The 25,761-nt window shown below is 61.3% G+C and carries 27 protein-coding genes; 18 read left to right on the forward strand and 9 right to left on the reverse strand.

What is annotated here, in order from left to right:
* The first annotated feature begins 699 nt into the window (after positions 1–699).
* The 9 genes from YH3_RS17120 (at position 700) to YH3_RS17160 (ending at position 8,914) form a co-directional block, all read left to right on the forward strand.
* Positions 700–1,641, forward strand: a complete 942-nt coding sequence (locus tag YH3_RS17120) for an Ig-like domain-containing protein (RefSeq protein WP_082893093.1) — start codon at positions 700–702, stop codon at positions 1,639–1,641.
* A 218-nt stretch (positions 1,642–1,859) separates the two neighbouring features.
* Positions 1,860–2,360: an alternate-type signal peptide domain-containing protein gene (locus YH3_RS17125; RefSeq protein WP_003939763.1), complete on the forward strand. Its 501-nt coding sequence runs from the start codon at positions 1,860–1,862 to the stop codon at positions 2,358–2,360.
* A 26-nt stretch (positions 2,361–2,386) separates the two neighbouring features.
* Positions 2,387–2,929: a hypothetical protein gene (locus tag YH3_RS17130; protein ID WP_019745195.1), complete on the forward strand. Its 543-nt coding sequence runs from the start codon at positions 2,387–2,389 to the stop codon at positions 2,927–2,929.
* Positions 2,926–3,666 carry a signal peptidase I gene (locus YH3_RS17135; protein ID WP_021332052.1) on the forward strand — a complete coding sequence of 247 codons (741 nt, stop codon included), beginning with the start codon at positions 2,926–2,928 and terminating at the stop codon, positions 3,664–3,666. The genes YH3_RS17130 and YH3_RS17135 overlap by 4 nt, the downstream gene beginning before the upstream one ends.
* Positions 3,667–3,675: 9 nt before the next feature.
* Positions 3,676–4,281, forward strand: coding sequence for a SipW-dependent-type signal peptide-containing protein (locus YH3_RS17140; RefSeq protein ID WP_021332053.1), 606 nt, complete (start codon positions 3,676–3,678; stop codon positions 4,279–4,281).
* Positions 4,278–4,889 carry a signal peptidase I gene (locus YH3_RS17145; protein ID WP_080726729.1) on the forward strand — a complete coding sequence of 204 codons (612 nt, stop codon included), beginning with the start codon at positions 4,278–4,280 and terminating at the stop codon, positions 4,887–4,889. The genes YH3_RS17140 and YH3_RS17145 overlap by 4 nt, the downstream gene beginning before the upstream one ends.
* 1 nt (position 4,890) lies before the next feature.
* Positions 4,891–5,949, forward strand: coding sequence for a hypothetical protein (locus YH3_RS17150; RefSeq protein ID WP_228401300.1), 1,059 nt, complete (start codon positions 4,891–4,893; stop codon positions 5,947–5,949).
* Positions 5,950–6,245: 296 nt separating this feature from the next.
* Positions 6,246–7,529, forward strand: coding sequence for a hypothetical protein (locus tag YH3_RS17155; protein ID WP_082920598.1), 1,284 nt, complete (start codon positions 6,246–6,248; stop codon positions 7,527–7,529).
* Positions 7,529–8,914 (forward strand): lipase family protein, encoded by a 1,386-nt coding sequence (locus tag YH3_RS17160; protein ID WP_371595045.1) that lies wholly within the window; start codon positions 7,529–7,531, stop codon positions 8,912–8,914. Before YH3_RS17155 ends, YH3_RS17160 begins: the two co-directional genes overlap by 1 nt.
* 5 nt (positions 8,915–8,919) lie before the next feature.
* Here the strand turns inward: YH3_RS17160 and YH3_RS17165 are convergent, their stop codons facing one another.
* Together YH3_RS17165 and YH3_RS17170 are read right to left on the reverse strand one after the other, a co-directional pair.
* Complete coding sequence (locus tag YH3_RS17165) at positions 8,920–9,288, reverse strand: limonene-1,2-epoxide hydrolase family protein (protein WP_064443757.1); 369 nt, start codon at positions 9,286–9,288, stop codon at positions 8,920–8,922.
* A complete protein-coding gene (locus YH3_RS17170) occupies positions 9,285–10,526 on the reverse strand; it encodes a cytochrome P450 (RefSeq protein WP_064443758.1) in 1,242 nt (413 codons plus the stop codon). The genes YH3_RS17165 and YH3_RS17170 overlap by 4 nt, the downstream gene beginning before the upstream one ends.
* A gap of 185 nt (positions 10,527–10,711) precedes the next feature.
* On the opposite strand from YH3_RS17170, the gene YH3_RS17175 reads away from it, so the two are divergent.
* The 4 genes from YH3_RS17175 to YH3_RS17190 all read left to right on the forward strand — a co-directional run bounded on the left by YH3_RS17175 (position 10,712) and on the right by YH3_RS17190 (position 14,784).
* Positions 10,712–11,266: a TetR/AcrR family transcriptional regulator gene (locus YH3_RS17175; protein WP_021332060.1), complete on the forward strand. Its 555-nt coding sequence runs from the start codon at positions 10,712–10,714 to the stop codon at positions 11,264–11,266.
* A gap of 122 nt (positions 11,267–11,388) precedes the next feature.
* Positions 11,389–12,537 (forward strand): TetR/AcrR family transcriptional regulator, encoded by a 1,149-nt coding sequence (locus YH3_RS17180; RefSeq protein ID WP_031330833.1) that lies wholly within the window; start codon positions 11,389–11,391, stop codon positions 12,535–12,537.
* Positions 12,538–12,595: 58 nt separating this feature from the next.
* Positions 12,596–13,723, forward strand: a complete 1,128-nt coding sequence (locus YH3_RS17185) for an acyl-CoA dehydrogenase family protein (protein WP_064443759.1) — start codon at positions 12,596–12,598, stop codon at positions 13,721–13,723.
* On the forward strand, positions 13,720–14,784 hold the full coding sequence (locus YH3_RS17190) for an acyl-CoA dehydrogenase family protein (protein WP_064443760.1): 1,065 nt from the start codon (positions 13,720–13,722) through the stop codon (positions 14,782–14,784). The genes YH3_RS17185 and YH3_RS17190 overlap by 4 nt, the downstream gene beginning before the upstream one ends.
* Positions 14,785–14,803: 19 nt before the next feature.
* Here YH3_RS17190 and YH3_RS17195 read toward each other — a convergent pair whose 3' ends face one another.
* A complete protein-coding gene (locus YH3_RS17195) occupies positions 14,804–16,342 on the reverse strand; it encodes a long-chain fatty acid--CoA ligase (RefSeq protein ID WP_064443761.1) in 1,539 nt (512 codons plus the stop codon).
* Positions 16,343–16,532: 190 nt separating this feature from the next.
* Between YH3_RS17195 and YH3_RS17200 the strand changes: the two genes are divergently transcribed.
* Positions 16,533–17,570 (forward strand): phosphatidylinositol-specific phospholipase C domain-containing protein, encoded by a 1,038-nt coding sequence (locus tag YH3_RS17200; RefSeq protein ID WP_063315822.1) that lies wholly within the window; start codon positions 16,533–16,535, stop codon positions 17,568–17,570.
* A gap of 75 nt (positions 17,571–17,645) precedes the next feature.
* Entirely contained in the window at positions 17,646–18,422 is a 777-nt protein-coding gene (locus YH3_RS17205; protein ID WP_030535206.1) for a trans-aconitate 2-methyltransferase, read from the forward strand.
* A 27-nt stretch (positions 18,423–18,449) separates the two neighbouring features.
* Here the strand turns inward: YH3_RS17205 and YH3_RS17210 are convergent, their stop codons facing one another.
* The 5 genes from YH3_RS17210 to YH3_RS17230 form a co-directional block, all read right to left on the reverse strand.
* Complete coding sequence (locus tag YH3_RS17210) at positions 18,450–19,445, reverse strand: glycine betaine ABC transporter substrate-binding protein (protein WP_003939988.1); 996 nt, start codon at positions 19,443–19,445, stop codon at positions 18,450–18,452.
* The gene (locus tag YH3_RS17215; protein WP_003939758.1) at positions 19,442–20,260 is read right to left on the reverse strand and encodes an ABC transporter permease; all 819 of its coding nucleotides are present in this window, start codon (positions 20,258–20,260) and stop codon (positions 19,442–19,444) included. The genes YH3_RS17210 and YH3_RS17215 overlap by 4 nt, the downstream gene beginning before the upstream one ends.
* A gap of 2 nt (positions 20,261–20,262) precedes the next feature.
* Positions 20,263–21,474: an ATP-binding cassette domain-containing protein gene (locus tag YH3_RS17220; RefSeq protein WP_007731456.1), complete on the reverse strand. Its 1,212-nt coding sequence runs from the start codon at positions 21,472–21,474 to the stop codon at positions 20,263–20,265.
* Positions 21,471–22,118: an ABC transporter permease gene (locus YH3_RS17225; RefSeq protein ID WP_054187726.1), complete on the reverse strand. Its 648-nt coding sequence runs from the start codon at positions 22,116–22,118 to the stop codon at positions 21,471–21,473. The genes YH3_RS17220 and YH3_RS17225 overlap by 4 nt, the downstream gene beginning before the upstream one ends.
* A 300-nt stretch (positions 22,119–22,418) precedes the next feature.
* Positions 22,419–23,039 carry a malonic semialdehyde reductase gene (locus tag YH3_RS17230; protein ID WP_063315823.1) on the reverse strand — a complete coding sequence of 207 codons (621 nt, stop codon included), beginning with the start codon at positions 23,037–23,039 and terminating at the stop codon, positions 22,419–22,421.
* A 109-nt stretch (positions 23,040–23,148) separates the two neighbouring features.
* Here YH3_RS17230 and YH3_RS17235 point away from each other — a divergent pair, with 109 nt between their 5' ends.
* The 3 genes from YH3_RS17235 to YH3_RS17245 all read left to right on the forward strand — a co-directional run bounded on the left by YH3_RS17235 (position 23,149) and on the right by YH3_RS17245 (position 25,039).
* Positions 23,149–23,502 (forward strand): helix-turn-helix domain-containing protein, encoded by a 354-nt coding sequence (locus YH3_RS17235; protein WP_007731459.1) that lies wholly within the window; start codon positions 23,149–23,151, stop codon positions 23,500–23,502.
* A gap of 294 nt (positions 23,503–23,796) precedes the next feature.
* Positions 23,797–24,645, forward strand: a complete 849-nt coding sequence (locus YH3_RS17240; RefSeq protein WP_063315824.1) for an alpha/beta fold hydrolase — start codon at positions 23,797–23,799, stop codon at positions 24,643–24,645.
* Positions 24,646–24,835: 190 nt separating this feature from the next.
* Positions 24,836–25,039: a PspC domain-containing protein gene (locus tag YH3_RS17245; RefSeq protein WP_003939828.1), complete on the forward strand. Its 204-nt coding sequence runs from the start codon at positions 24,836–24,838 to the stop codon at positions 25,037–25,039.
* 9 nt (positions 25,040–25,048) lie between these two features.
* Here the strand turns inward: YH3_RS17245 and YH3_RS17250 are convergent, their stop codons facing one another.
* Positions 25,049–25,708 carry a TetR/AcrR family transcriptional regulator gene (locus tag YH3_RS17250; protein WP_080712681.1) on the reverse strand — a complete coding sequence of 220 codons (660 nt, stop codon included), beginning with the start codon at positions 25,706–25,708 and terminating at the stop codon, positions 25,049–25,051.
* Positions 25,709–25,761: the final 53 nt, after the last annotated feature.

Raw genomic sequence — 25,761 nt, forward strand, 5'->3', positions numbered from 1 at the left:
TTGGGTGCCGGTAGTCAACTCCTTACCGGCTTCGCAACTGTAGATGCACGTGGGCCGGGGAGCGAATTTGCTTCCTGGCCCACAGCTTTGGATGCAGCACGGGCAGTCGCGATTCGATGGTCGGACAAAGTTATTGGTGGAGTGCTGGTTTCGGAGCGCGCGAGAGTTTGTCCTGGCCGGACGATCCGGCGGGGCGCAGCGATCGATGGCGCCCGTGTCCGTGGCGCTAGTGGACGAAATGCGGGGGTCTCGAAACGGCTCGATCTTTCTGTTTGCTCGAGGGTCGCTGTTCTCGGCGAGTTCGTTCGTGGATTCCCGGACATACCAAGAGCATCTAGAACTTGTTCTTGTTTGGATAGGAACGAATCGCCCGTTCGATCGCAGAACGCTTTTTGGTAAATAGTTGCGATGCGCAGCTAACTATTTCTAACGGTACTGGTCAGGGTGCAGAATTAGCCCTTGAGGGATGTTGAAATTCCTTCTGAACGTTTGACCAGTAAAACCGCCACAAAAGCTGATACGTGTGATAAAAATTGATCCGAAGCGGAGCGGTTGCTATGTATGAGCGAGGGCATGCACAGCGTCACGGTTCGGCTCGCAAGCTTTCTGCAACATGTTTGGCACCGATGGCGGATGTACCTCGTTCCGCCATCTCTTCACCCAATGCCCGGCAACGGGACAGACGAAATGAGTCTTCACATGCCTCGATTTTTCCCGGTCGGGGACGGACGAGAATCCCGTCTCCCCCGGCGCGCCACTGCTGTGTTGGCGGCTCTGCCGGCTGCACTGCTCCTCGCGACCTCGGGTGCGCTGCTTGCACCTGGTAGCGCCGCGGCCGCCCCGGGCGACGACATCACTGACCAGTGCCTGGAGATGTCCCAGAACGGTGGACCCTGGGTGAAGCCGGCGGCCTTCGATCCCAGTGGAACCGACTACATCCCGATCCCCGGTGACGAGGGCACGCAGTTGGCCTTCAACGTTCGTAATGTCTGCGACCTTCCTGCCACGCTCACTCTTTTCAGTGAGAGCTGGTCCGTCTCGGGCGGCGGCACTGCGACAGTGCGGGGCAAGCTCGACGGCCAGGTCGGCCAGCAGTTCGTGATCGGGCCGAATGCGAATTCGTCGACGCGGATCGAGCTGGTGAAAACGCCTCTCGCACAGAACGCCAACGTGATGGCTGGTTTCATGATTGGCATCCCTGCCGGCGAAGTTTTGCAGGGATACGAGATCAACCCCGGCTGGGGTCTCGTCCTGGTGGAGGGCGAGCCCGTCGTTGTTGCTCCCAGTGCGCCGACCGGTTTGACTCTGGGTTCGGCCGAAGTAGAGGCGGGCACACCCGTCAAGGTCTCCGGCAAGGCAGAGCCGAACAGTACCGTCACCGTGACCGGAGGCGGCGCCACCTGCACCGCCACCGCGGATACGAGTGGGAACTTCAGCTGCAACCTGACGATCACCACGCCCGGCAGTCATCCGATCACCGCCACGGCGACAAATGCGGGTGGGACCAGCCCCGCCTCCACGGCGGTCACGGTCAAGGTCACGGCGAAAACCACCGATCCAGGTGGCAGCAGCAGCGGTTCGCTCGGAAGTAGCACCGGTTCGCTCGGAAGTCTCGACCTGTTCGGCAGCCTCGGCGGATAACCACTCCGGCCCAACCGGCCACTTAGACCTCGCGATGCACGGGGCGATCTCGACCATCTCCGCGCATCGCCAACCTTCTCGGTCACCGAATTCAATTCGGCGGCTTCATTTCCCATGCCCCTTCCTGGGGCTGTTTCACCGGAGTGCACATCCGCACGGCCCGGGCTCAACCAAGCGCGTCGGATGTCCCGCCGCGAACTGCACAGGAGGAATACCAGATGAACAAGACCACAAAGGGTGCGATCGCCGCAGGTGCGGCTGCTGTTCTGCTCGCAGGTGGTGCCGGAACCATGGCTGCGTGGAACGCGTCGACCGGCGCTGGCGGAAGCCAGACCGTCAATGCCGGCTCGATGACGATCAGCGAAGCGGCCGGCTCCGGCGTATGGAAGCTCGGCGCGAACACGTTCAACCCGGCCAGCGACAAAATTGTCCCCGGTGACGTACTCACCTACACCGCCACGTACAACTACACCCTCGTCGGCACAAACCTGAAGGCGACGCTGACACCTACCGTCGGCGGAATCTCCGGGGCTCTCGCGAGCAAGCTGGAGGTCGCGACTGCCGGTGGTCAGAACGCGAGCGTCTCCGCGGGCACTGGCACGCGCGATATCACCACGACGATCACGTTCAAGCCGGACACCACCAACACGGACGGCGCTGGCCAGGCAGCCACGCTGTCGGGAGCCTCGGTCACCCTCGAGCAGACGCTCACCCCGTAGTTAATCCGTAACCAGAAGAAGGTCACGTGAAGACCCAATACAAATGGGCGATCGCAGCGTCGTCGGTTCTGCTCATCGGGTTCGTCTCGGTGCAGCAGACCGGCGCGCTGTGGCGCGATACCGCAGAATCGACCGGCGGCACTATCCAGGCAGGCATGCTCGATATCTCTGCCGGCGGAGAAGGGGTCAAGCAGTTCAACCTCGATGGGTTCAAGTTGGACAACAAGGGCCCGGGCGACAGCATTCAGATGCCACTGCCGGTGATCAACTCCGGCAACGTGCAGATGAACTACGTGCTTTCCGATGTTGTACTCAACGGCGCGACCCCACCGCCGCTGAGCCTGCGCGTGGCCAAGGTAGCCAACGAGGCGGCCTGCACCGCCACTGGCGACGTGGGCACTGAGCTCTACAACGGTGCCATGGACGGCGCGGCCTTTTCCGAACAGCTGGTTCCGGCCGGGCAGATGCAGGTGTTGTGCCTGCGGGCCACGCTGGGCCAGGGCGCGGCAGCGAGCCAGCAGTCCAACGCGACGTTCACTTTCGACGCAAGCTCAGTGAGCCAGTCATGACCGTCACCGCGAGAAGCCGGCGTGCAGGCGAACGTGCCGAGTATCGACCCCGGCACAGCGCACACGTGGAAACATCTGAGCGGCAACATGATCCCGAACAAGGCGGAGACGACAAGACCACCCTATGGTGGTGGACTCGCACCATCGTCTCGTGGGTACTGCTGCTGCTGATGGTCGGCATTCTCGCGGTGATGGTCGTTATCCCTCGACTCACCGGCTCCACCGCGTACACGGTTCTCACCGGTTCGATGGAACCGACCATGCCCCCTGGCACGCTCATCGTGGTCAAGCCGACCCCCAACGAGGATCTGACCACCGGGGACGTGATCACGTTCCAGCCCGTCTCCGGCGATCCAGCGGTGGTCACCCACCGCATCGAAGGCATCTATTACACGGGGGAAGGGGAGCGTCGCATCCACACTCGCGGCGACAACAACCCCGTCGCCGACTCGTGGTCGCTGGTGCCCGAGCAGATCCGTGGTCGGGTCATCTACTCGGTGCCGTATCTGGGCCGGGTGAACTCGGTGATCAACGGGCAATCGCGTTCGATTCTCACCACAGGCGTAGCTGCGGGCCTGGCTGTATATGCCGTGTGGATGGTCGTCAGTGGCATCCGCGACAAGCGGGGCAAGGCCGGTGACGACGAAAGTGGCACAGACCCGACTCTTTCCGGCCCTGAACTCGGCGCGCCGGTATTGCCCGCCGATCCATCGGCACCAACCTCCGAATCGAAATAGGACAGCAGAATGTCTACAGAACAGAAATCGGGCGGCGACGCGCGTCTCGGGGCGCGGATGCGAAGCCGTCTGGGCGAGACCGGTTGGATACGGACCCGGGCCGTGCTCTCACTGGGCATGGTCCTGGGCCTCGGAGCGGTCGGCACGATGGCGGCGTGGTCCGACAGCGCTACTGCGACCACCGGCATGTTCAGCACTTCGTCGGTCCAGCTGAAAGTCGACAACCAGCGGCCCGCACACCAATTCACCGAACTCAAGCGCAACAGCATGCTGCCAGGCCAGAGTGAGGCTGGGGCATTGACGGTTCAGAACACCGGAACTGCCAACTTCCAGTGGGCGGTATCGGCAACGGCCACGGGTTCGTCCGCGCTGATCGGGAAGCTCAAGGTTTCCCTACATCAGACCGGCGCCAACGACGGCAGTACCTGTTCAGGACCGATCATCGGGACGCAGCAAGCGTTCTCCGGGAACCCGACACTCGTCTCTGGCCGATCACTCGCTGCCGGTGTTTCGGAGCAGGTGTGCATCAAGGTGACCGTCGATTCGACCGCGGGTCAGACGGAGCAGTTCAAGATCGCCGATCTGGGCTTCAACTTCACCGCAACGGGGCAGTGATCATCGCGATGGACAGCACCGATGAGGAGGTGAGCGTGGGACGCAGTCGTGGCAAGGAAATTGCCTTGAATGTGGCTGCGGTCGCCGGGCTCATCTGCATAATCGCCACTCTCGCGTCCCTGATATTCGGGATCAAACCACTGGTGTTTCGCTCGGGTTCGATGGAACCTGCAATTTCCACCGGTGCGCTGGCGCTGGCGAAGACCGTGCCTGCAACTGAATTGGCTGTCGGCGACGTGATCAGCGTCGACAACGACCAAGGCGTGCGCATCACCCACCGCGTGGTCGAACTCGAATCGGCAGGAGCGGACACCGTGCTCGCCACGCTCAAGGGCGATGCCAACAATGTGGCTGATCGACTGCCCTACACCATCACCGAGGCCGACCGAGTGTTCATCAGCGTCGGCGGGCTCGGCTATGTCGTTGCTTGGCTTTCCAGCCCGCTCGCAACCTTCCTTGGCGGCGGATTGGTAGGCGCGGTGCTGGTCATCGCATTTGGACGAACTAAAGACCGGCGTCTGGAGAATGCCCGCGCCGCCACTACAAATGACGCCCGCGTCGATGCTGACGAAACCTGCGGGGAGCTTCAGGAGGCTCATAATGATTGAAATGCGACGGGCTAGCACCCGCATGAAGTCGCTGCGGTCGTTGATCGCTGTCGGCGGCGCTGCTGCAATGGCTTTCGGTCTGGCTCAGGCCACTGGGACGTTGGCAAATCCAACTGACGTGGTCAATTCGACTGGCGCACAGGTGGCGACGGGCAACTTCTATCCGACGCCGTTGACCTCGACTGTGAACTGCTCGACGTCGGGAGGAGCAGACCTATTGGGACGTAGAGCAAACCTGAGCTGGCCCGCGGTTCCAGGTGTCACGGGGTACAAGGTGGTTTTCGTGAGGAAATCCGATCCGAGCTACATCGTTCGAACGGATAATCTGTCGGCGAGCCAAACGTCCATCAGTGGAATTACCCATGGCAGTCGCAATGTGATGTGGGCGCGGGTGTACACCGTGAACGGGCCGGCAATCTCATCTGGTTTCATGTCGTCTGTCGAGATAACCCATAAGGACCTCGTAAGTAACAGGACCGAATGCGAGGGTAATCGTGGTCCGCAATTGGCTAACCAGGCCTGGGAAAATACCAACACCTGGAATCCGGCGACACCGGCACCCAACGGGGCGAACCCTCTGAGCAGGATGCAGGCCGAAGCGATGGTGCCGAACGAGCCTGATGCGTTGGAGACGACCACCACCCAAGCTCCGTCCACGAGCGAGACCGCCAATCCGACAACGTCTACCGAGCCGACCAGCACCACCGAGGCCACGACCACGACGGCACCGAGCACGACAACTCCGGCACCGACCACCCCGGAAACCACGTCGCCGGAGACCACTCCCTCGGCTGATCCGAAGCCGGTTCTGACGGACACAGTCGAGAGTGGCGGCCTCACCGGCGGCTGGACTGCGGGTGGTAACAGGGTTGCAGTGGTCGACGCCGACGGCAACGAACTCGCAAGTGGCCGTGTGGAATCGGGTTCCACTCTGCATTGGTACAACGGCCAGTTGTGGATTGTCGGGGCAACCGAGGTCTACCGCATCATGGAGTCACCGCAGGACGGCACATGGAAGTTCTACAAGGACAGCGGGCAGAACATGCCTGACTTCGGGTAGCGGCCAATCACTCGACGTCTGGACTGTGCCCCCGAGTTTCCGGACCCGGGGGCACAGTCGTAGCTGCGCATGTTCCGACGGTGTCGGGCAATCAGGTAACCGGCTGGTCGCCCGCTGGAGAGGTTTCGGCCGCCCGTGAACTGGATAACCAACTGCAGACGGCAACGACGTGTAGAGATGCCTGAAGCGTTCGCAGTGGATTGGCACTTATTCGGGGCTCGAGTTATCTTACTGCAAAGTAAGTGTTTGGTGTCGGCGTCGATTGGGGCTATGCCGACCTGAGTACAGGGATCGATATGCGGATGAACCTGGGGGCAGGTGTTCGGCGACGTCGTTGGGCGCGCGACGTATTGGCAGCCGCGACGGCATGTGCGCTGGCGATGTCCGCGTTGCTCTCGGTACAGATTTCAGCGTCGGCGTCCGAGCTGGACGAGTACGTGAATTTGCCTTTGGTGAATCGGAATGCCGAACACGGTCCGGGCGGTGTCCATCCCGCGTTGCCGACTGATCTCGGCACCTTGCAAGCCCTTGTGGAAGAAGCCCGCGCCAGTGGTCGCAGTCCGGAATCCCATGCGGCCTTGCTGTTTCAGTATCGATTGGTCGCTGCCACGGAAGCCGCCGGAATCGATCTGTCATCGTGGAATCCGCGCGCCGGAGTGTCGGCCAATCGCACGAACCTGGTGAAGTCGTACCGCTTCTACGAGGATCTGCAACTCGGTCACCCGGAATTGCAGTGGGCGGGCATGGGCGGACAGGTTGGTGCGGACTTCGGCGGAGGACTGATCGACTTCGAACTGATGGCGGACATGTACTCGTTTCCGAATCTGCAAAATGTTTCCAATTCGATAGTTTCTCAGGTCACGGATCAGGTTGGCGTGCAAGCGCTGAACCAATTGCCGGCAGGGCTGCGCGCACTCGCCGCGGTGGGCAGGAACGTCACAGCGGACGACTTGGATTATGTGCTGGGGATGATCCTGGTGATGCAGAAGAACATCTTCTCGGATCTGATGCCGATGCATCAGGCATACGTGGATGAAGGACTTCCCGCGCTGGAGGAAATGCAGAGTGCCGGATTGTTCGGTCAGGATGTCATGGACGCCTGGCGTGATGTAGCCTCTGGCGATTCGAATCGGATTGCACGTGGGAACGTAGCACTGCTCCAACGTGAGCAAGGGATGATCATCCGCGACCAGTGGGATACCGTGCGCGCCTACAAAGGTGATGTGGGAGAGGCGATCACTTACGCATCGACTGTCGCCGGTTCACCTTCGGTCGCCGGCGTCGTACCGCCTCGCTCGTTTCGGTCTCTCGAGTTCGCGACCACACTGGCGGACGGACGCACCGCGACAGTGACACTGCCCCTACCGGATTGGAACTGGTCGGTGTACGAGGACCGGTGGGACTACATCACCTCGCAGCTCTTGCCGAAGTACCGAGCGATGGTCGAAGAAGATTGGCCACGGCTCGTAGCCACATTGAGTGTTCCCTACGAAATTCAATTGGAGAGTCACCGCCCGATGGTGACCCTCCCACAAACGCTCGAATCGGCCCTCTCCAGTTTGAAAGTGACGGTTCAGTGATGTCGGGTGCCAGATTTCGAAGGTTTGCCCCGCTGGTAGCGCTGACCGTTGCGCTGGTTCTGCCTGCGACTGCTGGGGCCGAGGCCCCAGACAGTGGTGTTCCAGACGACGCGCAAGCTCCGGTATCCCAGGAGTTTCGGACCGATACTCCAACTCTGGGAGAGATTTTCAACGGGTTCACGGTCGGTGCGCTCAGGTCGGGGGAGTTCGCATCGGAAGAGGAGATCTTCACTGCGCTCACCGCCGATGATCCGTTTTACGACGAGCCGGTGTTGACCGGCGTCGAGCGTCCCGGTGACCTCCTGAAGTCGAAGAAGGTGGATGTACTGTTCACGGGATACAAACCGGGACAGCTCGACGCCTACAAGATCATGTACGTCACAACTGGAATCGACGGTTCGACGCCGGTGGTGAGCACCGGGATCATGATGATCCCGATCGACGGAACACCGGCATCGGAGAAGAAAGTCATCAGCTACCAGGAGGCCAACGACAGCGTCGGCGGCTACTGTCATCCGAGTTCGCACTGGACGGGCGGTGATCCGCTGGACGGCGCCTCCTGGTCGGCCTTGGGTCCGCTGGCGCTGATGTTCGGAAAAGGTTATGCCGTAGTAATTTCCGACGTCGGGAACAACGGAGACCGTGATCCTCACGGCGTCTTCGCGGGCAAGTTCGCGGGGCACGCGCAGTTGGATGCTGTGCGCGCAGCATTTCAGCTGCAGGATTCCGAGCTGAATCCGGATGCGGAGATTGCGTTGTTCGGAATCGCTGGTGGTGGAGTTGGTTCGGCATTCGCCGCAGAATCTGCGCAGTCCTACGCGCCGGAACTCGATATCGTCTCGACAGTCCTCGAGGGCATGGTGATCAAGCCCCGAACATTCATGGAGACAACAGATTCCTCGGTCGGCGCAGGCTTCGGATTTGCGACGCTCCTTGGCCTCGAACCCTGGTACCCCGAGATGAAGTTGAACGACAAGCTCAATCCCGTGGGCCGAGCGATTGCCGACGTGTACCGGGATGAGTGCCAGATGCCGGCGTACTTCACGCTTCCGTTCGTACCGCTGGCGAGCCTTTTCGAGCCGGGGATCGATCCGATCACAGAACCCAGTTTCCAGCGCGCGTACGACGACAACGTACTGGGCCACGGTGCTCCGGCGTCGAAGGTATTGATAACGTCGTGCGCAAAGGACGACTCCCCGATGTCACTTGTACCGGCAGCTGATGCGCGAGAACTGGCGGACACGTACAGGAGTGGAGGGACCGACGTGAGCTACCAGCCCACCGACTGCAGTATGGACCGCGCATTCACGGATCCATACGGTTGGGGAACTGATCTGTTCGGAATGCAGGCGATCGACTGGATAGCGCACAACTTCGACAACTGAGCGAGTCACCCGGCCAGCAGTTTGTTGATCGGTGCAAGATCGAAATAGTCACGCCATGCAACAATTTTCGAGTCCACGATCTCGAAGATCCCCATAACCGGCAGGACTACGTGTTTGTCGCCGAGGTCGAATCGGTCGGTCCGTTCGTTGAGTACAGTCGCACCGTTGGCGTACTGGTGATGAATCGTGAATTCGATCCCACCGAAGGCCGAAATGAAGCCTTCCAGGAAATTCAGGATCTCGGTGCGTCCGACGATCGGGGCCATCGGAATATTATGGTAGACAGCATCTTCACTGAAGTACGACGCGATTGTCTCGGCGCTACCCATCTTCCACTCGGCGCAGAAAGCAGTGACCAGTTCTTCGGGACTCATGGTGTGACCTCTCGGTGTGGTGAGACGTTCAGGTGCACACGCTGATGGCGGCGTACGAACATGCTGGGGACCCAACGGGGTGGGGATTCGGAATCGATTGTGAAGTGCGCACTGTTTTCGAGAAGGACTGCGATCGCGATCTTTGCTTCCAGACGAGCCAGCGCGGCCCCGACACAGAAATGTGCTCCTTTGCCGAAGGCGAAATGTGCTCGGGGATTGACTCTGTCGAGGTTCATCACCTGTGGTTCGACGAACGACTCGGGGTCGCGGTTCGCCGAACCCCACAGCAGTATGAGATGACTGCCGGCGGGCAGTGTCATGCCACCGAGTGTCGTGTCCGCGTTGACATGTCGGTGATGTCCGCGAAAGGGTGACTCGAGCCTGAGCGTTTCTTCCAGGAACGCGCCCACGAGTAGAGGGTCCTCGCGCAGCTGCGTCTGAATCTCAGGGCGCTCGGCGAGCAACCGTGCAGAGTTGGCGATCAGTCCGGCGGTCGATTCGCCACCCGCACCGACGAGTTGCACCAACATCAGCACGGCCACGTCTTCGCTGAGTTCGCCTGCGTCACAGCAACGGACGAGGTCTCCGAGTAGATCATCCACCGGGTGAGCCCGTGCCTCACGAAACTTGCTGTAGAGGTACCCGGTGAGTTCGGCCGCCGAGGTGACGACGCCTGTCAACCGTTCTGCGGTCACGATGCCGCTGAGAAGTTCGGTGCTGTCGTACGACCACGCCAGCAATTGGGGGACGTCGTGTGCCGGCAGGCCGATCAGCGTGGCAACCATCTGCAGCGGCAGCGTGTCCGCTACCGACGTGACCCATTCGATCCGTCGACCGTCGAAGCCGTTGTCCCACAACTGCTGCGTGTACTCGGTCATCACCGGCTCGAGTGCTCGTATACGTTTGGCGACCAGTGTCGGCAAGACAAGTTTGCGCTGGTGCTGATGGTCGGGCTCGTCGGCAGTCGCGAGAACGTGAACAGCTTGGCCGCCGCCGTTCATGTCGAAGGTCACGGCCGAACCGTCCGGTGTACGAACCAGCACGCCGGTGAGGTTGTTGGAGAAGTCGTCGGTACGGGAAACGGCTTCGGTGACCAATTCCCACGTGGACACCAGATAGAAGTCGGTATCAGGAATGCGGTACACGGGGTGCCGGCGCCGGAGTACGTCGTATAGCGGGTACGGGTCGTCGATGTTCGACGGCAGGAAAGGGTTGATGTCGAGCGTCGATAGTGTCACGAAGGGAAGATTTCACGGCCGTCGAGGAGAAGTCAACAGGTGGAAAATGCCTCTGAACTGGCATTTTGAGAAAATCTCACGCACTTCAACCCCCTCGTACTTCTCCCAGTTCAGAGGCTCGCGGCCTTCCGTAGCCTTGAGATTTCTGATTGAATCTGTCTCAGAGTGAGACGAGGTGACGGAGAGTGACCGGTGCAAACGAGCGCCGCGCCGCCGACTGGTTGGCCGGCGGTAACCGCCGTGAACTCGCAACCGAGCGCATCTTCGCGGCTGCGGCAGAGCTGATTCGAGAACAGGGATTCGATCGGTTCAACGCCGACGACGTCGCTGCCCGCGCAGGCTGTTCGAGGGCAACGCTCTACCGCTACGTAGGTGGCAAGTCCGCGATCCGCGAGGGGTTGTTGTCACGAGGCGCGGCATCCGTGGCGAGCAAGGTCGCGACTGCCGTCGAATCACTGCACGGCGACGAGCGCATCGTGGAGTCGATCCTCGTCGCCGTCGACGCGATCAGATCCGACGCTGCCATGAGCCACGGCCTTGCGGCAGCGCGGGCCAACGGAATCGACGAGTATCTCGTGTCCTCGCCGTTGCTCCCGCGTACTGCACTGGAACTTGCAGGATTGGATCCTGAAGGTCAAGAGTCGCAGTGGGTGGTTCGGATCGTGTTGATGCTGTTGGCGTGGCCTCTTGCAGACAGGGCCGCCGAACGAGGGATGGTCGAGTCGTTCATCTACTCCTGAGCGGGATTCCGTGTTCGTGAACGGTGCATCGGATCGTCGCTGCTGTAGACGGTTCGGTTCATTGCTTCATTCCTCGGCTCGGTACTCTGAGCTTGTCCGCTGCCGCGAAGGAGAGAGTCACGATGGTCGTACGCAGGCCCCGCGACCGTAAGCAGCAGATTCTTGCGGCTGCAGGTGAGCTTTTCCGTGAGCACGGTTATCACAACGTGTCTGTCGCTCAGGTGGCTGCTGCAGTTGGAATCACGGCACCTGCGCTCTATCGGCACTTCAAGAACAAGCCGGATCTCCTCTACGCCGCGGTCAACGCAGGCATCGAATCGCTCTACGATCGGGTCGCAGGTGCCGAGGATCTGAAAACACTGATCACCGAACTTGCGGCATCGGTGTCCAAACGTCGGGGTCTGTCGCTCCTGTGGCAGCGAGAGGCACGCTATCTGCCTGACGAGCAACGAGAGGAAATGCGTTCGACCCTCAAGAGTGCAGCTTCGCGCGATGCAGTGCTGATCCGAATTGAGCGTCCCGACCTCGACGAGGAAGACAGCTATCTGCTCGCCTGGGCTGTCATCGCAGTCTTCAACAGTGTGTCTTCGCATCGAGTGTCCTTGCCGAGGCGTCAGATGGAACTGCTGCTTGTCGAGTTGGCAGACCGCGCTGCATACGCGGAACTGGGTCGCTCAGAAGTGAAAGTCGTGGCGGCAACGGGTCACCTGCCCGTTGTGATACCCAGACGTGAACTCTTGTTGACCGAAGCAATTCGGCTGTTCGACGAGCGTGGATATCAAGCAGTCAATACCGAGGACATCGGTGAGGCTGCAGGAACGACAGGCCCGAATGTGTACAACCACTTCGATGCCAAGATCGACCTGCTGATCTCCGCGGTCTCGAGGGGCGGCGAGCGTCGCCGGCTCGGCGTTGCACAGGCTCTCGGCGCCGCAACCGGCCCGGAGGACGCGCTGTCCGGATTGCTTGCCGCACATATCGATTTCGCGATCAACGAGCGTCATTTGATCGGGTTGTTGATCAGCGAACTCGACCAATTACCGGACAAGTTCCGCCGCACGTGTGAACAGAATCAACGTGAGTACGTCGCGCTATGGGTCAAGATGCTCGAAGAAGTCCGTCCGGGCCTCGAGTCCGCCACCGCCAGGATCACCGTCAATGCCACTTTGACAGTTGTGGAGAACGCCGTCCGAATCGGCCGGCTTCGCCGTCGCGACGACCTGTCGGACAGACTCTTCGAGATCGGCTGCGCCCTGCTGCTGGGCGCATGAAAAATTCGGGTAAGCGCCACGGGCGGCGGATCGACTCACGAAACTGATCGGAGACGTCATGCGTTTCGATGCAACAGAACTGACGAGCGAGGAGCTTGCTCTTCAGGCTGAAGTGCGGGAGTACCTCGACAAGCGACTCACCCCCGGTACCTACTCGCTCGGACTCGGGATGGCCGGGGCGGTGGATCCGGTGTTCTCGCGAGATCTGGGTCGACGTGGGTGGCTCGGCATGTCGCTGCCGAAGGAATACGGCGGGGGCGGACGGTCAGCAGTGGATCGATTGGTCGTCGTCGAAGAACTTCTCGCGCGGGGAGCGCCGGTCGGCTATCACTGGATCGGAGACAGACAATCGGGTCCGAGCATCGCCGCCAACGGCACGGAAGAACAGAAGCGGTCCTTCCTTCCCGGTATCGCGAGCGGTGAGTTCTCGTTCTCGATCGGGATGAGTGAGCCCGACTCGGGTTCGGACCTGGCATCGGTGCGCACTCGCGCCGAACGTGTCGATGGTGGCTGGAAAGTCAACGGCACCAAGATCTGGACCACCGGCGCCTTCCACGCCACACACATACTCGCCCTGCTTCGAACCTCGGCAGACAAGCACAACGGACTCACTCAGCTGATCGTCGATCGCGACAGCGAGGGCCTGACCGTCTCACCCATTCCGTTCATCGACGGTAGTGAGGACTTCTGCGAGGTGTCGTTCCAGGATGTTTTCGTGCCGGATTCGCGTCGCCTCGGAGACGTCGGAGCGGGCTGGGGACAAAACACCGGTGAACTCGCACTCGAGCGAGGTGGCGTCGACCGTTGGATGTCGCTGATGCCGGTCCTCGAGAACTTCGCGGCCAACCAAGCAGCGCAAGGCGGTCCAGCTGCCCTCGCCGATCTGGGCTCGATTACCGCACGCTGCTGGGCTTTTCGCGGGATGTCGCTGTCCATCGCACGGATGGTCGACGCCGGTCGCTCGCCGGTCACGGAGGCCGCGCTGATCAAGGAGATGGCAACACGCTTCGAACAGGACTGTGTTGCGACCGTCGCGCGGCACCTCGGCCGGGCTCCGGACCTTGCATCCGACGATCCGTACGAGTCGCTGCTCGCCCGGGCCGTGCTGGTGGCGCCGTCGTGGTCGATTCGCGGCGGTACCAACGAAATTCTCCGCACCGTGATCATGAAAGGGTTGGACCGATGAATTCGGGGTCACAGATCAACGCGTATACATTCGACGCCGACCTCGAATCGATGGTCGAGCAATTTTTCGCCGAGAAGTCCGGCACCGAGGTGGTAGCGCAGGCGGAGATCGGCGGTCTGCCCGCCGGATTATGGAGCGCGGCAGTCGAACTAGGGTTACCTCTGGTCGGTCTTCCCGAATCGGTTGGTGGTTCCGGTGGCTCGCTCCTCGACGCCGTGACTGTCCAGCGCGCGGCGGCGAGGCACGCTGCGCCGCTGCCGCTCGCCGAGACGTACCTCGCGGGCAGGCTGGCAACAGCGGGCGGGTTACCCGTGCCCTCCGGAATCGCAACGGTCGCCCCGGGTTCGCCGCGCGACGATGTGCGCCGGACCGACGACGGTTTCCTGTCGGGAACCTTTCACGACGTGCCGTGGGGTAGTGCCGCATCAGTGCTGGCAGCAGTTCTCGGTGATCGCGTCGTACTCCTTGACATCTCCGACGCCGAGATCGGTGGCGGGACGGATCTTGCGGGGCAACCGCGTGAGAGCCTGACGTTCTCCGAAGCGCGGACCATTGACGGCGACAACCCGGTCGATGCCCGGATTCTCAGCAAGCTCGGCGCGTTCTTGCGCTCGGTGCAGATGTCGGGAGCGATGGAGTCGGCGTCGACGTTGACCCGGCGCTATGTGTCCGACCGGGTGCAATTCGGTAGGCCCGTCGCGCAGTTTCAAGCAGTCCAGCAGCATATCGTGACGCTTGCTCAGATGGCTTCGATGTCCACGCTGGCCGTCGATCGCACTGCACATGCACTCATCAGAGGCGACGCCGACTTCGAAGTGAGCGCAACCAAATTGGTGGTTTCGCAGAATGCGCTCGTGAGCGTCCGCGCCGCCCACCAGGCACACGGTGCAATCGGCATGACCCGCGAATACCGATTGCAACAACTGACGCGTCGACTGCACGCCTGGCGATCGGAGTTCGGCGACGAAGTCGCGAGTGCGACGCAACTAGGAGAGGCCGTAGCGGCGTCGCCGTCACTGCACCGCTTGATCACCGACCCAGAACCGACATTGAAGCTGTAATCCTGACCGTCGTAAAGGATTACGTTGCGTTGCAACGAAGATCGCGCTTCAGCACCTTGCCTGCTGCCGACAGCGGCAATGCATCGACGAATTGGAAGGTGCGCGGAGATTTGTATCCGGCTATCAGCGTTTTCACGTGAGCGCGCAGTTCGTCGGCGTCGGCGTCGAAACCATGCCGAAGGACGACCACGGCATGGACACGCTCGCCCCACTGGGCATCGGGCAGACCGATCACGGAACAGGCCGCGACGGATTCGTGTTGTGCCAGAGCGTTTTCGACCTCGGTGGAGTAGACGTTCTCGCCACCGGTGACGATCATGTCCTTGATGCGATCGACGATGAACAGGTAACCGCGGGCGTCGAGGTATCCGGCGTCGCCGGTATGCATCCACCCGCTGCGGAGCACTTCTGCGGTCTCCTTCGGTTTGTTCCAGTATCCGAGCATGACGTGGCTGCCGAACGTGACGATTTCGCCCACCTTGCCGGGTGGGAGTTCCGAGCCGGCCGGGTCGACGATTTTCACCTCGCAATGAGGGAGCGCGCGACCAGCGCTGCGGAGGAGATCACCACCTTCGAGGTGATCGGCTGGACTCAGCATGCTGATGTGCGCGGTTTCAGTCATCCCGTAGCCCTGAGCGAAGGAACTGTTGGGGAACATTTGCATGACCTGCGCGAGAAGCGTCGGAGATATGGGCGATGCGCCGTATCTCAGGATCCTGACGCTGGACAGATCGTAGGTGGTTGCGTCTTCGCCCGTTTCGTTTTTGTGGGCGACCAACATCTGGAGCATTGTCGGCACCAGACCCACGGTTGTCGGGCGATAGCGGTCCACGGCCTCGAGGAACGTCCGTGGGCTGAAGTTCGGTACGAAGACCTGGGTTCCATCCATCAGCGACTGAGCCAACCATCCGACGATCCCGGCAATGTGAAACAGAGGGTTCACCGCGAGGTTCGTTCCGTTGCTGATTGCCACGCCGCCTGCCGCGAGAGTGCCCAGCGCCGAGGTCATCAGCGCTTGATGGCTGATCATCACGCCCTTCGGCACTCCGGTGGTCCCGCCGGTGTAGAGGAGTAGTGCAAGCGTGTCGCCGCCGACGCGCAGATCGTCGACCGGAATCGCCTCCGCGATCACCTGTTCGTAGTCGAGCATTCCGTCCGGAACTCGGTCGTTGCCGCAGTAGACGACAGTGGTCAGGCCTGGACACGCCTCGCGAAGGGTAGATCCGACGGAAGCAAAATTCTCGTCCACGAGTAATACCGTCGACCCTGAATCTTCCAGGGCGTATGTGATTTCCGCCGTGCTCCAGCGAGAATTGACCGGACTGGCCACTGCTCCGAACCACCAGCAGGCCAGGAGCGCCTCGTGGTAGTAGTCGGAGTTCGATGCCAAGATCGCGACTCTGTCACCGGTGCGCAGGCCTAACGTCTGCAGCCCGCCCGCGAGCCTCTTGATCCGGTCGACCGATTCGCGAGACGTGCGCACTCGGCCATCGGAGATCGTCATCACCGCTTCGGGCGACGCTCGTAGGGATCGGTGAACGAATTGAGTCAGCTGCATGCGATTCCTCCTGCGAGTGTGCGGCGAGTGCTCTGACTCGGATCAGTTCCGGCACTGATGCTATTGGCCTGACAATTGCCCTCACCCACCGCCTGAAATCATGCCCCACTCCGGTGCAATCTAGACGATTGTCCAGTTAACTCTGACGATTCCATCCTGCCGTGGGGTGATTTCTGCGAGAGTGTCGAACATGCGAGCAATCCTGGTAGCCGGTATGAGTGCGTTCGTGGCGGTCGTCTCGGCGCCCTCTGCCGGCGCCGAAACGACTACGAACCAAGTGCGCTCGTTTTCCGAGACCACGTCAGTCGGGGTCCACAATTCCTACGAGAAGGCGACGTTTCCGTACTTCGCCGACGCTTTGGATTCCGGGGCGTCGTTGCTCGAGCTGGACCTGTGGACCAACGGGGGCGGTCCGGACTGGCGTGTGTCGCACATGAATCCGGTGGTGAGCGACAGCAACTGCGTCGGCGCTCAGGACGCATCCGGGTTGCGAAGCGGTCTACGAGATCAGGGATTCCGTGGATGCCTGGCAGATATGCGGGCGTGGCACGAGGCCAATCCCGAGCATCCGCCGGTGATGATCAAGTTGGAAATCAAGGACGGGTTCACTGCCGGGTACGGACGTGGGCCCGCGGATCTCGACGCCCTGATTCTCGGGACACTCGGAGACGCGGTTTTCACGCCGGCCGATTTGATGGGGGAGTCCTACTCCACCCCGGATGCCGCCGTCACCGAGCGTGGATGGCCGAGCACCTCCGAAATGACCGGGAAATTTCTGTTCGAGCTGATACCGGGAACGATCGAGGAGGGAAACCCTCTCGATACGGAGTGGACGGACCGGCAGTATGCGACGCACCTGCGAGATCTGTCCTCCGCCGGGCTCGTCGAACTCGGCGCCGCCTTTCCCGCTGTTCACCGTGCATCACCGGGAGACCCACGTCTCGACCGCTATACCGACCCGGGGATCCGTCCGTGGTTCGTGATTTTCGACGGTGACGCTCTCGACTACACCGCCGGAGTCGTGGATCCGAGTTGGTACCACGATCGCGGCTACCTGCTCGTCATGACCGACGCGCACAAGGTCGCTCCGCAGATCGACGGAACCCATGCCACCGAAACCGAGGCGAGCGAGCGTCTCGACCTGTTGGCCGGGCAGCACGCAAGTTACATCACCGCGGACTGGTCGAGGTTGCCGAACGTACTGTCCACCGTGGTGCCGCGTCGGTGATTTTCGAAAGGCCGGATCGTGAAGAGCGAGATCTGACGGGCGGCAATTCTCAGGAACAGGGTGCAGGATGGGTTCATGCGCACTGTCACGTGGAATCCCGAAGTCTACGGCCGCTATTCGGGTGAGCGGTCACGCCCGTTCGTGGACCTGGTGTCACGGGTGGCCACCGAAGACCCGACGCGGGTAGCCGACCTCGGCTGCGGATCAGGCACCCTGACCGCGATGCTCGGGGAAAGATGGCCGGACGCCTCGGTATCCGGATTCGACTCGTCTCCCGAAATGGTCGCGCAGGCCCCTACAGACCTACCGGGAAACGTCACCGTCGAGTTGGGGGACATCATGTCCTTCGACGCCACCGGTTACGACGTGGTCGTCAGTAACGCTGCATTGCAGTGGGTTCCGAGCCATCGCGAGCTGATCGACCAGTGGGCGGACACCCTGGAATCCGGATCGTGGCTGGCGTGGCAGGTGCCGGGTAACTTCGATGCTCCGTCCCATGCGCTCATGCGAGATCTCGCGGAATCAGCGGAATGGAGTGAGCGACTGGGTGGCGTCCTACGCGGCCCGGAAGGCGTCGACAGTCCAGTTCAGTACGCGCAGCGTCTCCAAGAACACGGATTCGACGTCGACGCCTGGGAGACGACGTACGTACACGTGCTGGCAGGTGCCGACCCGGTGCTCGGATGGGTACGGGGGACGGGGTTACGACCCGTGCTCGACGTTCTCGGCGAAGCTGACGCTCCGGAGTTCGAGCGTCAGTATTCCGATCTGCTGAGGGAGGCCTACCCCGCAACAGCCGCCGGAACGCTCTTTCCGTTCCGGCGGGTGTTCTGCGTCGGACGCAAACGGTAACTACTCGGCTGGGTTGCGGTCAGCCGATCACTGCGCCGTGACAAAGCCTTCCGAGACCAGCCAGTCGCGGGCCACGTCCGCCGGCTCCTTGCCGTCGACGTCGACCTGCCGGTTGAGCTCGGTCATCACCTCGTTGGTCAGTCGCTCCGAGATCGGTGCCATGACTTCTGCTACCTGCGGATGTGCTTCCGCGAAGTCCTTTTTCATCACCAGTGCCGGATTGTATTTCGGGAAGAACTGGAGATCGTCGTCGAGCAGAACGAGATCAAGTGCGATGATGCGACCGTCGGTGGTGAACACCTCGCCGAACTTGCACTGATCGCCATCGGCTGTCGCCTGGTAGATGATGCCGGTCTGCAGGATCTGGCGTTGGGCACGAGAGGCGTCGAAACCGTATTTCGCTGCCAGGCCGGGATATCCGTCCTGGCGGACGTTGAACTCGGTCTCGACGCACGTCACCGCAGCTCCGGGATCGGATTCGACCAACTTCGCGTAGTCGGAAACGGTCTTGACACCGGTCTTCTCAGCGGTCTCCTTGCTCATCGCCAATGCATACGTATTGTTCATCGGCGCCGGATCGGTCCACACCATGTCGTTCGCAGCAAGGTCAGCATCGCGGACGGCCTCGAACTGCGCCTGCGAATCGGGAAGCGGTGTCTCGTTGCCGAGGTAGTTGATCCAGCCGGTTCCGGTGTATTCGTACGCAAGATCGATCTGGCCGTTCAACTGTGCGTCACGGGTGCTGTTCGAGCCCTGGATGTTCGTGAGATCTCGAACATCCGCGCCCGCAGCGGCCATCGCGAATTCGATGACGTACCCGAGCACGATCTGCTCGGTGAAGTCCTTGGAGCCGACGGTCATCTTCACACCCTCGAGCTCCGGAACCGGCTCGATGCTGCCGGGGCCGACGGCCAGGGGCAGTGCGCCACCGGACTCGAGACCACACGAAGCGACAAGTGTGAGGCCGATCGTGGCAACCGCGAGTTTCCAGCCCCACGTTCTGGTGATCGAAGTCTTGGTCATCGCAATCCCTTGGGCCCGAGATAAGTTTCGGCGAGCGCGCCGAGCCAGTCGATCAGCAAGGCCAGCGACACCGCCAGTACGGCACCGACAACGAGGGTGACGTTGTCGCGGAGCTTGTATCCGGTGTCGATCAGAATGCCGAGTCCGCCGGCACTGACCAGGAAGCACAGCGTCGCGGTACCGACGGCCAGAACGAGCGAAGTACGCAGTCCTGCAAGGATGTACGGGACGGCCATCGGGAACTCGAGTTGACGTAGGACCGTGAGCGAAGACATTCCCTGCCCGCGCCCCGCATCGATCAAGGTCTTGTCCACTTGCTGGTAGCCGAGGATGGTGTTGCGCAGCACCGGAAGCAACGAATAGAACGCAATGGGAAACACGCCGATCCAGAAGCCGGTCGTTCTTGTCGCGAGATAGAACAGCACGAGCAGGCCGATGGCAGGCGCTGCGGCTCCGATGTTGGCTATTCCCACGAAGAACGGTGCCAGGCGGGTGAATTTCGGCCTGGTCAGCAGGGTTCCGAGTGGAACCGCGATGGCGACGACGATGATGACCACGGCGGCGGTGATCAGTACGTGCTGCCAGGTCAGAGTGACGATGTTGTCGAGGTTGATGCTCGCCTTCTGCGTCGCGTTGAGATCTCGGCTGAATGCCCAGATCAACACGCCCGCAACCAGGATCAGGACGATGACCGGCTGCACATACAGTCGCATCCGTTCCGCACGGCGCGTGGCGGCGTTCTCGGCCGCACCCAGATCGGGGGCGTCCGGTTCCATCTCAGGCGCGGAGACGCGCTCCTCTGTCGTGGCAGTCATGTTCAACCCTCGACGTTCTCGGTGTCTGGCTCTTCGTCGTGGTCGTGCGCATGCTCCTCGCGCATTTCGGAGAGATGGCTGACCAGTGTGTCGATGGTGATGAGACCGACGTACTCGCCACGCCGTCCGGTGACCACGGTGGACGCATTGCTCTCTGCGAGAAGAGCTTCCAACGCATCCTGCAGGGTGGACTGGATGGACACGGCTTCGCCGATCTCGTTACCGACACCTCGAAGAGTCGACGCATGGGCGAGGTGGCCGGGCGAGACCCAGCGAAGCGGCCGTCCGCGCTGATCGAGAATCAGGGCCCACTTCCACTTACGCGCTGCGAGTGCGGTTCTCAAATCATCGACCGAATCGGTTTCGCGGGCGGTGAGGCACTGCTTGAGTTTGATCTGGCGCACGCGTGTCAGGGTCAGCTGCTTGAGCGAGGCGTCCGCCCCGACAAATCCGGCGACCATGTCGTTTGCGGGATTGGCGAGAATCGCTTCCGGAGTGTCGTACTGCATGATGCTGGATTGATTGCCCAGCACGGCAATACGGTCACCGAGTTTGACTGCCTCGTTGAAATCGTGCGTGACGAAGACGATGGTCTTACCCAACTCCGACTGCAGACGCATCAGTTCGTCCTGGAGCAGGCCGCGGGTGATCGGATCGACGGCACCGAAAGGTTCGTCCATCAACAGCACCGGAGGATCGGCAGCCAGCGCCCGCGCCACGCCCACACGCTGTTGCTGCCCACCGGACAATTGGCGAGGGTAGCGGTCGCGATAGGTATCGGGATCGAGGCCTACGAGGTCGAGCATCTCGTCGGTGCGCGCTGCGATACGTTTCTTGTCCCAACCGATCAGACCCGGGACAGTCGCGACGTTCTTCGCAATCGTGAAGTGCGGGAACAAGCCTGCCTGCTGGATCGAGTACCCGATGCCACGGCGGAGCTTGTCCGGGTCGATCGACAGCGCGTCCTTGCCGTCGATGGTGATCTTGCCGGAGGTAGGTTCGATCAGGCGGTTGATCATGCGCATCGTCGTCGTCTTGCCGCAACCCGAAGGTCCGACGAAGACCACGATTTCACCGGCCGGAACAGTCAGCGAAACATTGTCCACCGCTGCAGCTTTCTGGCCCGGGTACCGCTTGGTGACGGACTCCAGGACGATCTCGACCCCGGATACCTTCTGATCTGTGGATACGTCAGACGGAATGGTTTCAGTCATTGCAGCCCCTTCGAAGTAGTGAGACGACCGATGACGACGTAGATTCCGTCGAGAATCAGAGCGAGAATGACGATCAGTACGGTGCCGACCAGCGCTTGCGGAACAGCATTCGGGCTACCGACACGCGAGAGTCCGGAGAAGATCAGGTTTCCCAGACCAGGACCTTTGGCGTACGCCGCGATGGCGAGGATGCCCATGAGCATCTGTGTACTGACCCGCATGCCGGTGAGGATCGACGGCCACGCGATCGGTAGCTCGATTCGACTCAGTACGTGCATGCGATTCATTCCGACACCGCGGGCTGCGTCCGTGATCGCCGGGTTGACTGCATCCAGACCGATGATCGTGTTCCGAATGATCGGGAGCAGGGCATACAAGATCAACGCGGTGATCGTGGGAGCGACGCCGAGACCGAGAATCGGAATGAGCAGTCCGAGGAGGGCGAATGAAGGAACCGTCAGGATCGTGCTGGCCAACGCCGTAGCGATGGAGGATCCCGCCGGGCTCCGGTAGACGAGAATGCCGATGATCACGGCGGCGATCGTCGCGATGATCACGGACTGGATAACTGCTGAAACATGAAGGTACGAGTCGGTCAACAACTGTTGTCGTCGTGCAACGACAAAATCCCATAGCGCGCCCATATTTCCGAACCCACTTTCTTCGGACTTCTGCTCGCTCGAACGTCTTCCCTCGACACCGACCGGCGCACAAGGGCTTTCCCCACAGCCTCCGTAGGCCGAGGGGTTTCCCTCGACTGTCGTCCAAAAACTGAGATACTGCAACTAATTCCGATTGCAGCGTGTCGGATGTTGTTCTGGACGTGAGATTTTGCGAGACGCGGGTATGTACCCACTGCGAGCAGAGTTGAAACGCGCTGGAGATGGCAAAGCGGGAGAGTTCCGCAGAACTCTCCCGCATTGCTTGATTTGTCCGAATTGGCCTCAGGCCCAGCTGAGCACATCCTCATCGGAGAGGCGCGGCAGACGATCGAACCAGGGGTTCTCACCGGGATGGCCGATGTTCACCACGAGGATCGTCTTGAAACGTCCGTCTGCGAAGAATTCGCCGTCGATGCCGTCGGCGTCGAACCCGGCCATCGGGCCGGCGACCAGACCCTGTGCGCGAATCGCGAGGATCACATAGCCGGCCTGAAGTGCGGCATTGAACCGACTCGTCGAACTGGCGGCAGCCTCGTCGGATTCGAAGTAGTCCTTCATCTCCGGGCGAATGGGGAACAGGTTGGGGATGTGCTTGTAGAACTCGGTGTCCACCGCCAGAACGGCAACTGCAGGAGCGGCCTCGGTCTTGGCTTTGTTGCCGTCTGCCATGTGCTCGACGAGGCGTGCTTTGCCTTCCTCGGTACGGACGAACAGCACACGTAGCGGATTGGTGTTGGCCGCGGTCGGTGCCCACTTCGCGAGCTCCCAGATCGCAGTCAGTTCGTCGTCGGTCACAGGTTCGTTCGAGAAGGAGTTGGCGGTGCGAGCCGCAGTGAAGAGGAGTTCGCGGCCGGCTTCGTCGAGTTGCTGGGCGGTGAATGGCGTGGCTGCGTCGAGAGACATCGGGGGTTTCCGTTCCGTGGTAGCTCGACCGAGCATCACCCGGTAAAGCTAGTTGCTAGTAAAAAAATAGTGCCTACGGATACGTTAGCACTGTGGCTAGGATGGTGGGGTGGCAAGCAAGAGCGAAGCGGGACACGAGCCCCGCGCATGTGACGGGGCTCTGGCCCGCGCGTTCGGCTTCCTGGGCAAACGGTGGAACGGCGTCATTCTCGGCACGCTGCTGAACGGGCCGGCGGGATTCTCCGAACTCAAGCGCGCGGTGGGCGGGATCAGTGATTCGGTGCTCTCGGAACGCCTGACGGAGTTGGCAGGGGCAGGCCTGGTGACGAGGAGCGTCGATGCAGGTCCGCCCATCGCCGTGGAGTACGAACTCACAGCGTCGGGGCAGGCGCTGCTCCCCGCTCTCAGTGAACTGACAACGTGGGCCGCCGAAAATCTGCCACCCGAGAGTTGCTCGAACTGAGCGCTCGCTAGGACGCCGGCGCCGCGACCGCGTGGGTCGCGCTTCTGTGGGACGAAATCTCGTAGGAAGCGACGAAACATCTACGCAACGTAGATGCAACGTAACCAAAACTAGTGTTCTGGATCACACAGTGTTCGTGTGGTCGAGAGGCCTTTGGTCACGAATCTGTGGGCAGAACGGGTCCTGGTTCGCTACCGGTGGTGGATGAGGACAAGGTTCCGCGGGTTGAGCACACAGCTCGCGGAACCGCCCCACCACACGCCCCGACGAGGGCACCGGCCGACAGGAGTTCAGGTGTCCGTAGTTGCGGAAGTCCCGGCGATCGATTTCGCGGAGACCGAATTCGATTGGGCGCAGCGATCGACGCTGATTCGTGAAGTCGACCCACTCGTTCCGGGGCCACCATCCTTGGCGATGTGTCTGAGCGAACCGACCCGCGGACTGGTCGACATCGCTTCACTGCTTCTCGCGGCTCCGTGGTTGCTTCGATCGCCGCGTGGGGACGGGCATCCGGTCCTCGTTCTCCCCGGATTGCTGACTTCGGACGTTTCGACTCTCGCCTTGAGGACATACCTCAGCTTTCTCGGATACCGGGTTCACGGTTGGAATCTGGGTCTGAACACCGGTCCGACGGCGACGGTGGTCGACGGACTGCCTGCCGCATTGGCCGAGGTAGCAGATCGATACGAGCAGAAGGTGTCGGTAATTGGCTGGAGTCTGGGCGGTATCTACGCTCGAAAGCTGGCGAGGGACCTGCCGGATTCGGTGCGTCAGGTAGTGACACTGGGAAGTCCTTTCGGTCTCACCAGTCTGGAGCAGACGAGAGTCGGATCTCTCTACGCTCGTTTGTCCGGCAATCACGCGATACTGCCTCCGGTCGACGGCATCGAATCCGAACAGGGATCGCCTATTTCCGTTCCCGCCACGTCGGTCTACTCCAGGCACGACGGTATCGTTCCATGGCAAGCGTGCTGTGAAACCTCGGCAGGCCTGTCGGAAAGCATTGCGGTGCAAGGCAGTCACATGGGGTTGACCCACAACCCGTCGGCGTTGTGGACCGTTGCCGATCGTCTGGCGCAGGACGTCGACAACTGGCAACCTTTTGCGGCTCCGAAACGGCTTCGACGCATGTTTCCCTGCTGAGGTGCGAGGCTGAGGTCCGAGGCCGGGGTGTGGGGGAGAACCCTGAGTCTGACGCGGGGACGGACTCGTACCTGAGGACACACCGCGTCGGAAAAGATGGGTCCATGGCCTGATGCGCACAGGTGGATCGGCAGCGGATAGTGGAGGTCGACGCGGATGAACCGCGAGTTCCGTTGAAAGGAAACAACACATGACCTCCCCGATGAATACCCGCAAGCTCACCCGCGCCCGCTCGGGAGCAATGTTCGGTGGGGTGTGCGCCGGAATCGCTCGGTACTTCGGTTGGAAGTCGTCGACAGTCCGCTTGCTGTTCGTACTCTCGTGCCTGCTGCCCGGCCCGCAGTTTCTGATCTACATCGTGATGTGGATTTTCATTCCTCGTGAGCAGATCTGACCGAACCGCTCAACGGCGGCGGTCTTTCAGGCATTGCTTGGCCTCGTGCAATTCCTCCGAACTCAGTGGAGGAAGGGGCAGTGCGTCACGGTGCAAGCCCTCCGTGCGTAGGCCGTCGAGCATTACCGAGAGGTATCGACGCCACACGGTCGGGTTGACGGGCTGAGCAAATTCGGTGACTGCGCCCACCATGAAGATGAGGCCGAACAGGTCCGTCGGTACGGCGTCGGTGCGCAGCATCCCGGCCTCCTGGGCCCGGTAGAAGATCCTCTCGACCGACGGTTCGATGATGGATCGTTGGCATGCGACTTGCTCGCATCCCTCGTCGGTTCCGTTCAGGACGTCTTTGAGTCCGCGGTTGACCGACATACGGCTGCAGGCGAATTCGGCAAAGGTGACAAGTCCGTCCCACGGATCCGGATTGGCAAGTGACGCGTCCGCGGCCGCTGCCATGTCGGCGAAGTTCTGCTGGAAGACTCCGTCGATCAATTCTTCTTTGCTGGCGAACCGCCGATAGACCGTTCCGACGCCGACCCCCGCGCGCCGGGCGACGTCGTCGAGTGTGACGTCGATCCCTTCTTCGGCGAACAATTCACGTGCGGCGTCGATGATCAACTGCCGATTACGTGCAGCATCGGCGCGAAGGGGGCGCTCCATTGCGGTACTCATGTCCCCACTCTACCCGCCAAGTGGAGACAGCCTCTCCGTTTTCGTGTAGCGTT

The sequence above is a fragment of the Rhodococcus sp. YH3-3 genome (assembly GCF_001653035.1).
Taxonomy (GTDB): Bacteria; Actinomycetota; Actinomycetes; order Mycobacteriales; family Mycobacteriaceae; genus Rhodococcus_F; species Rhodococcus_F qingshengii.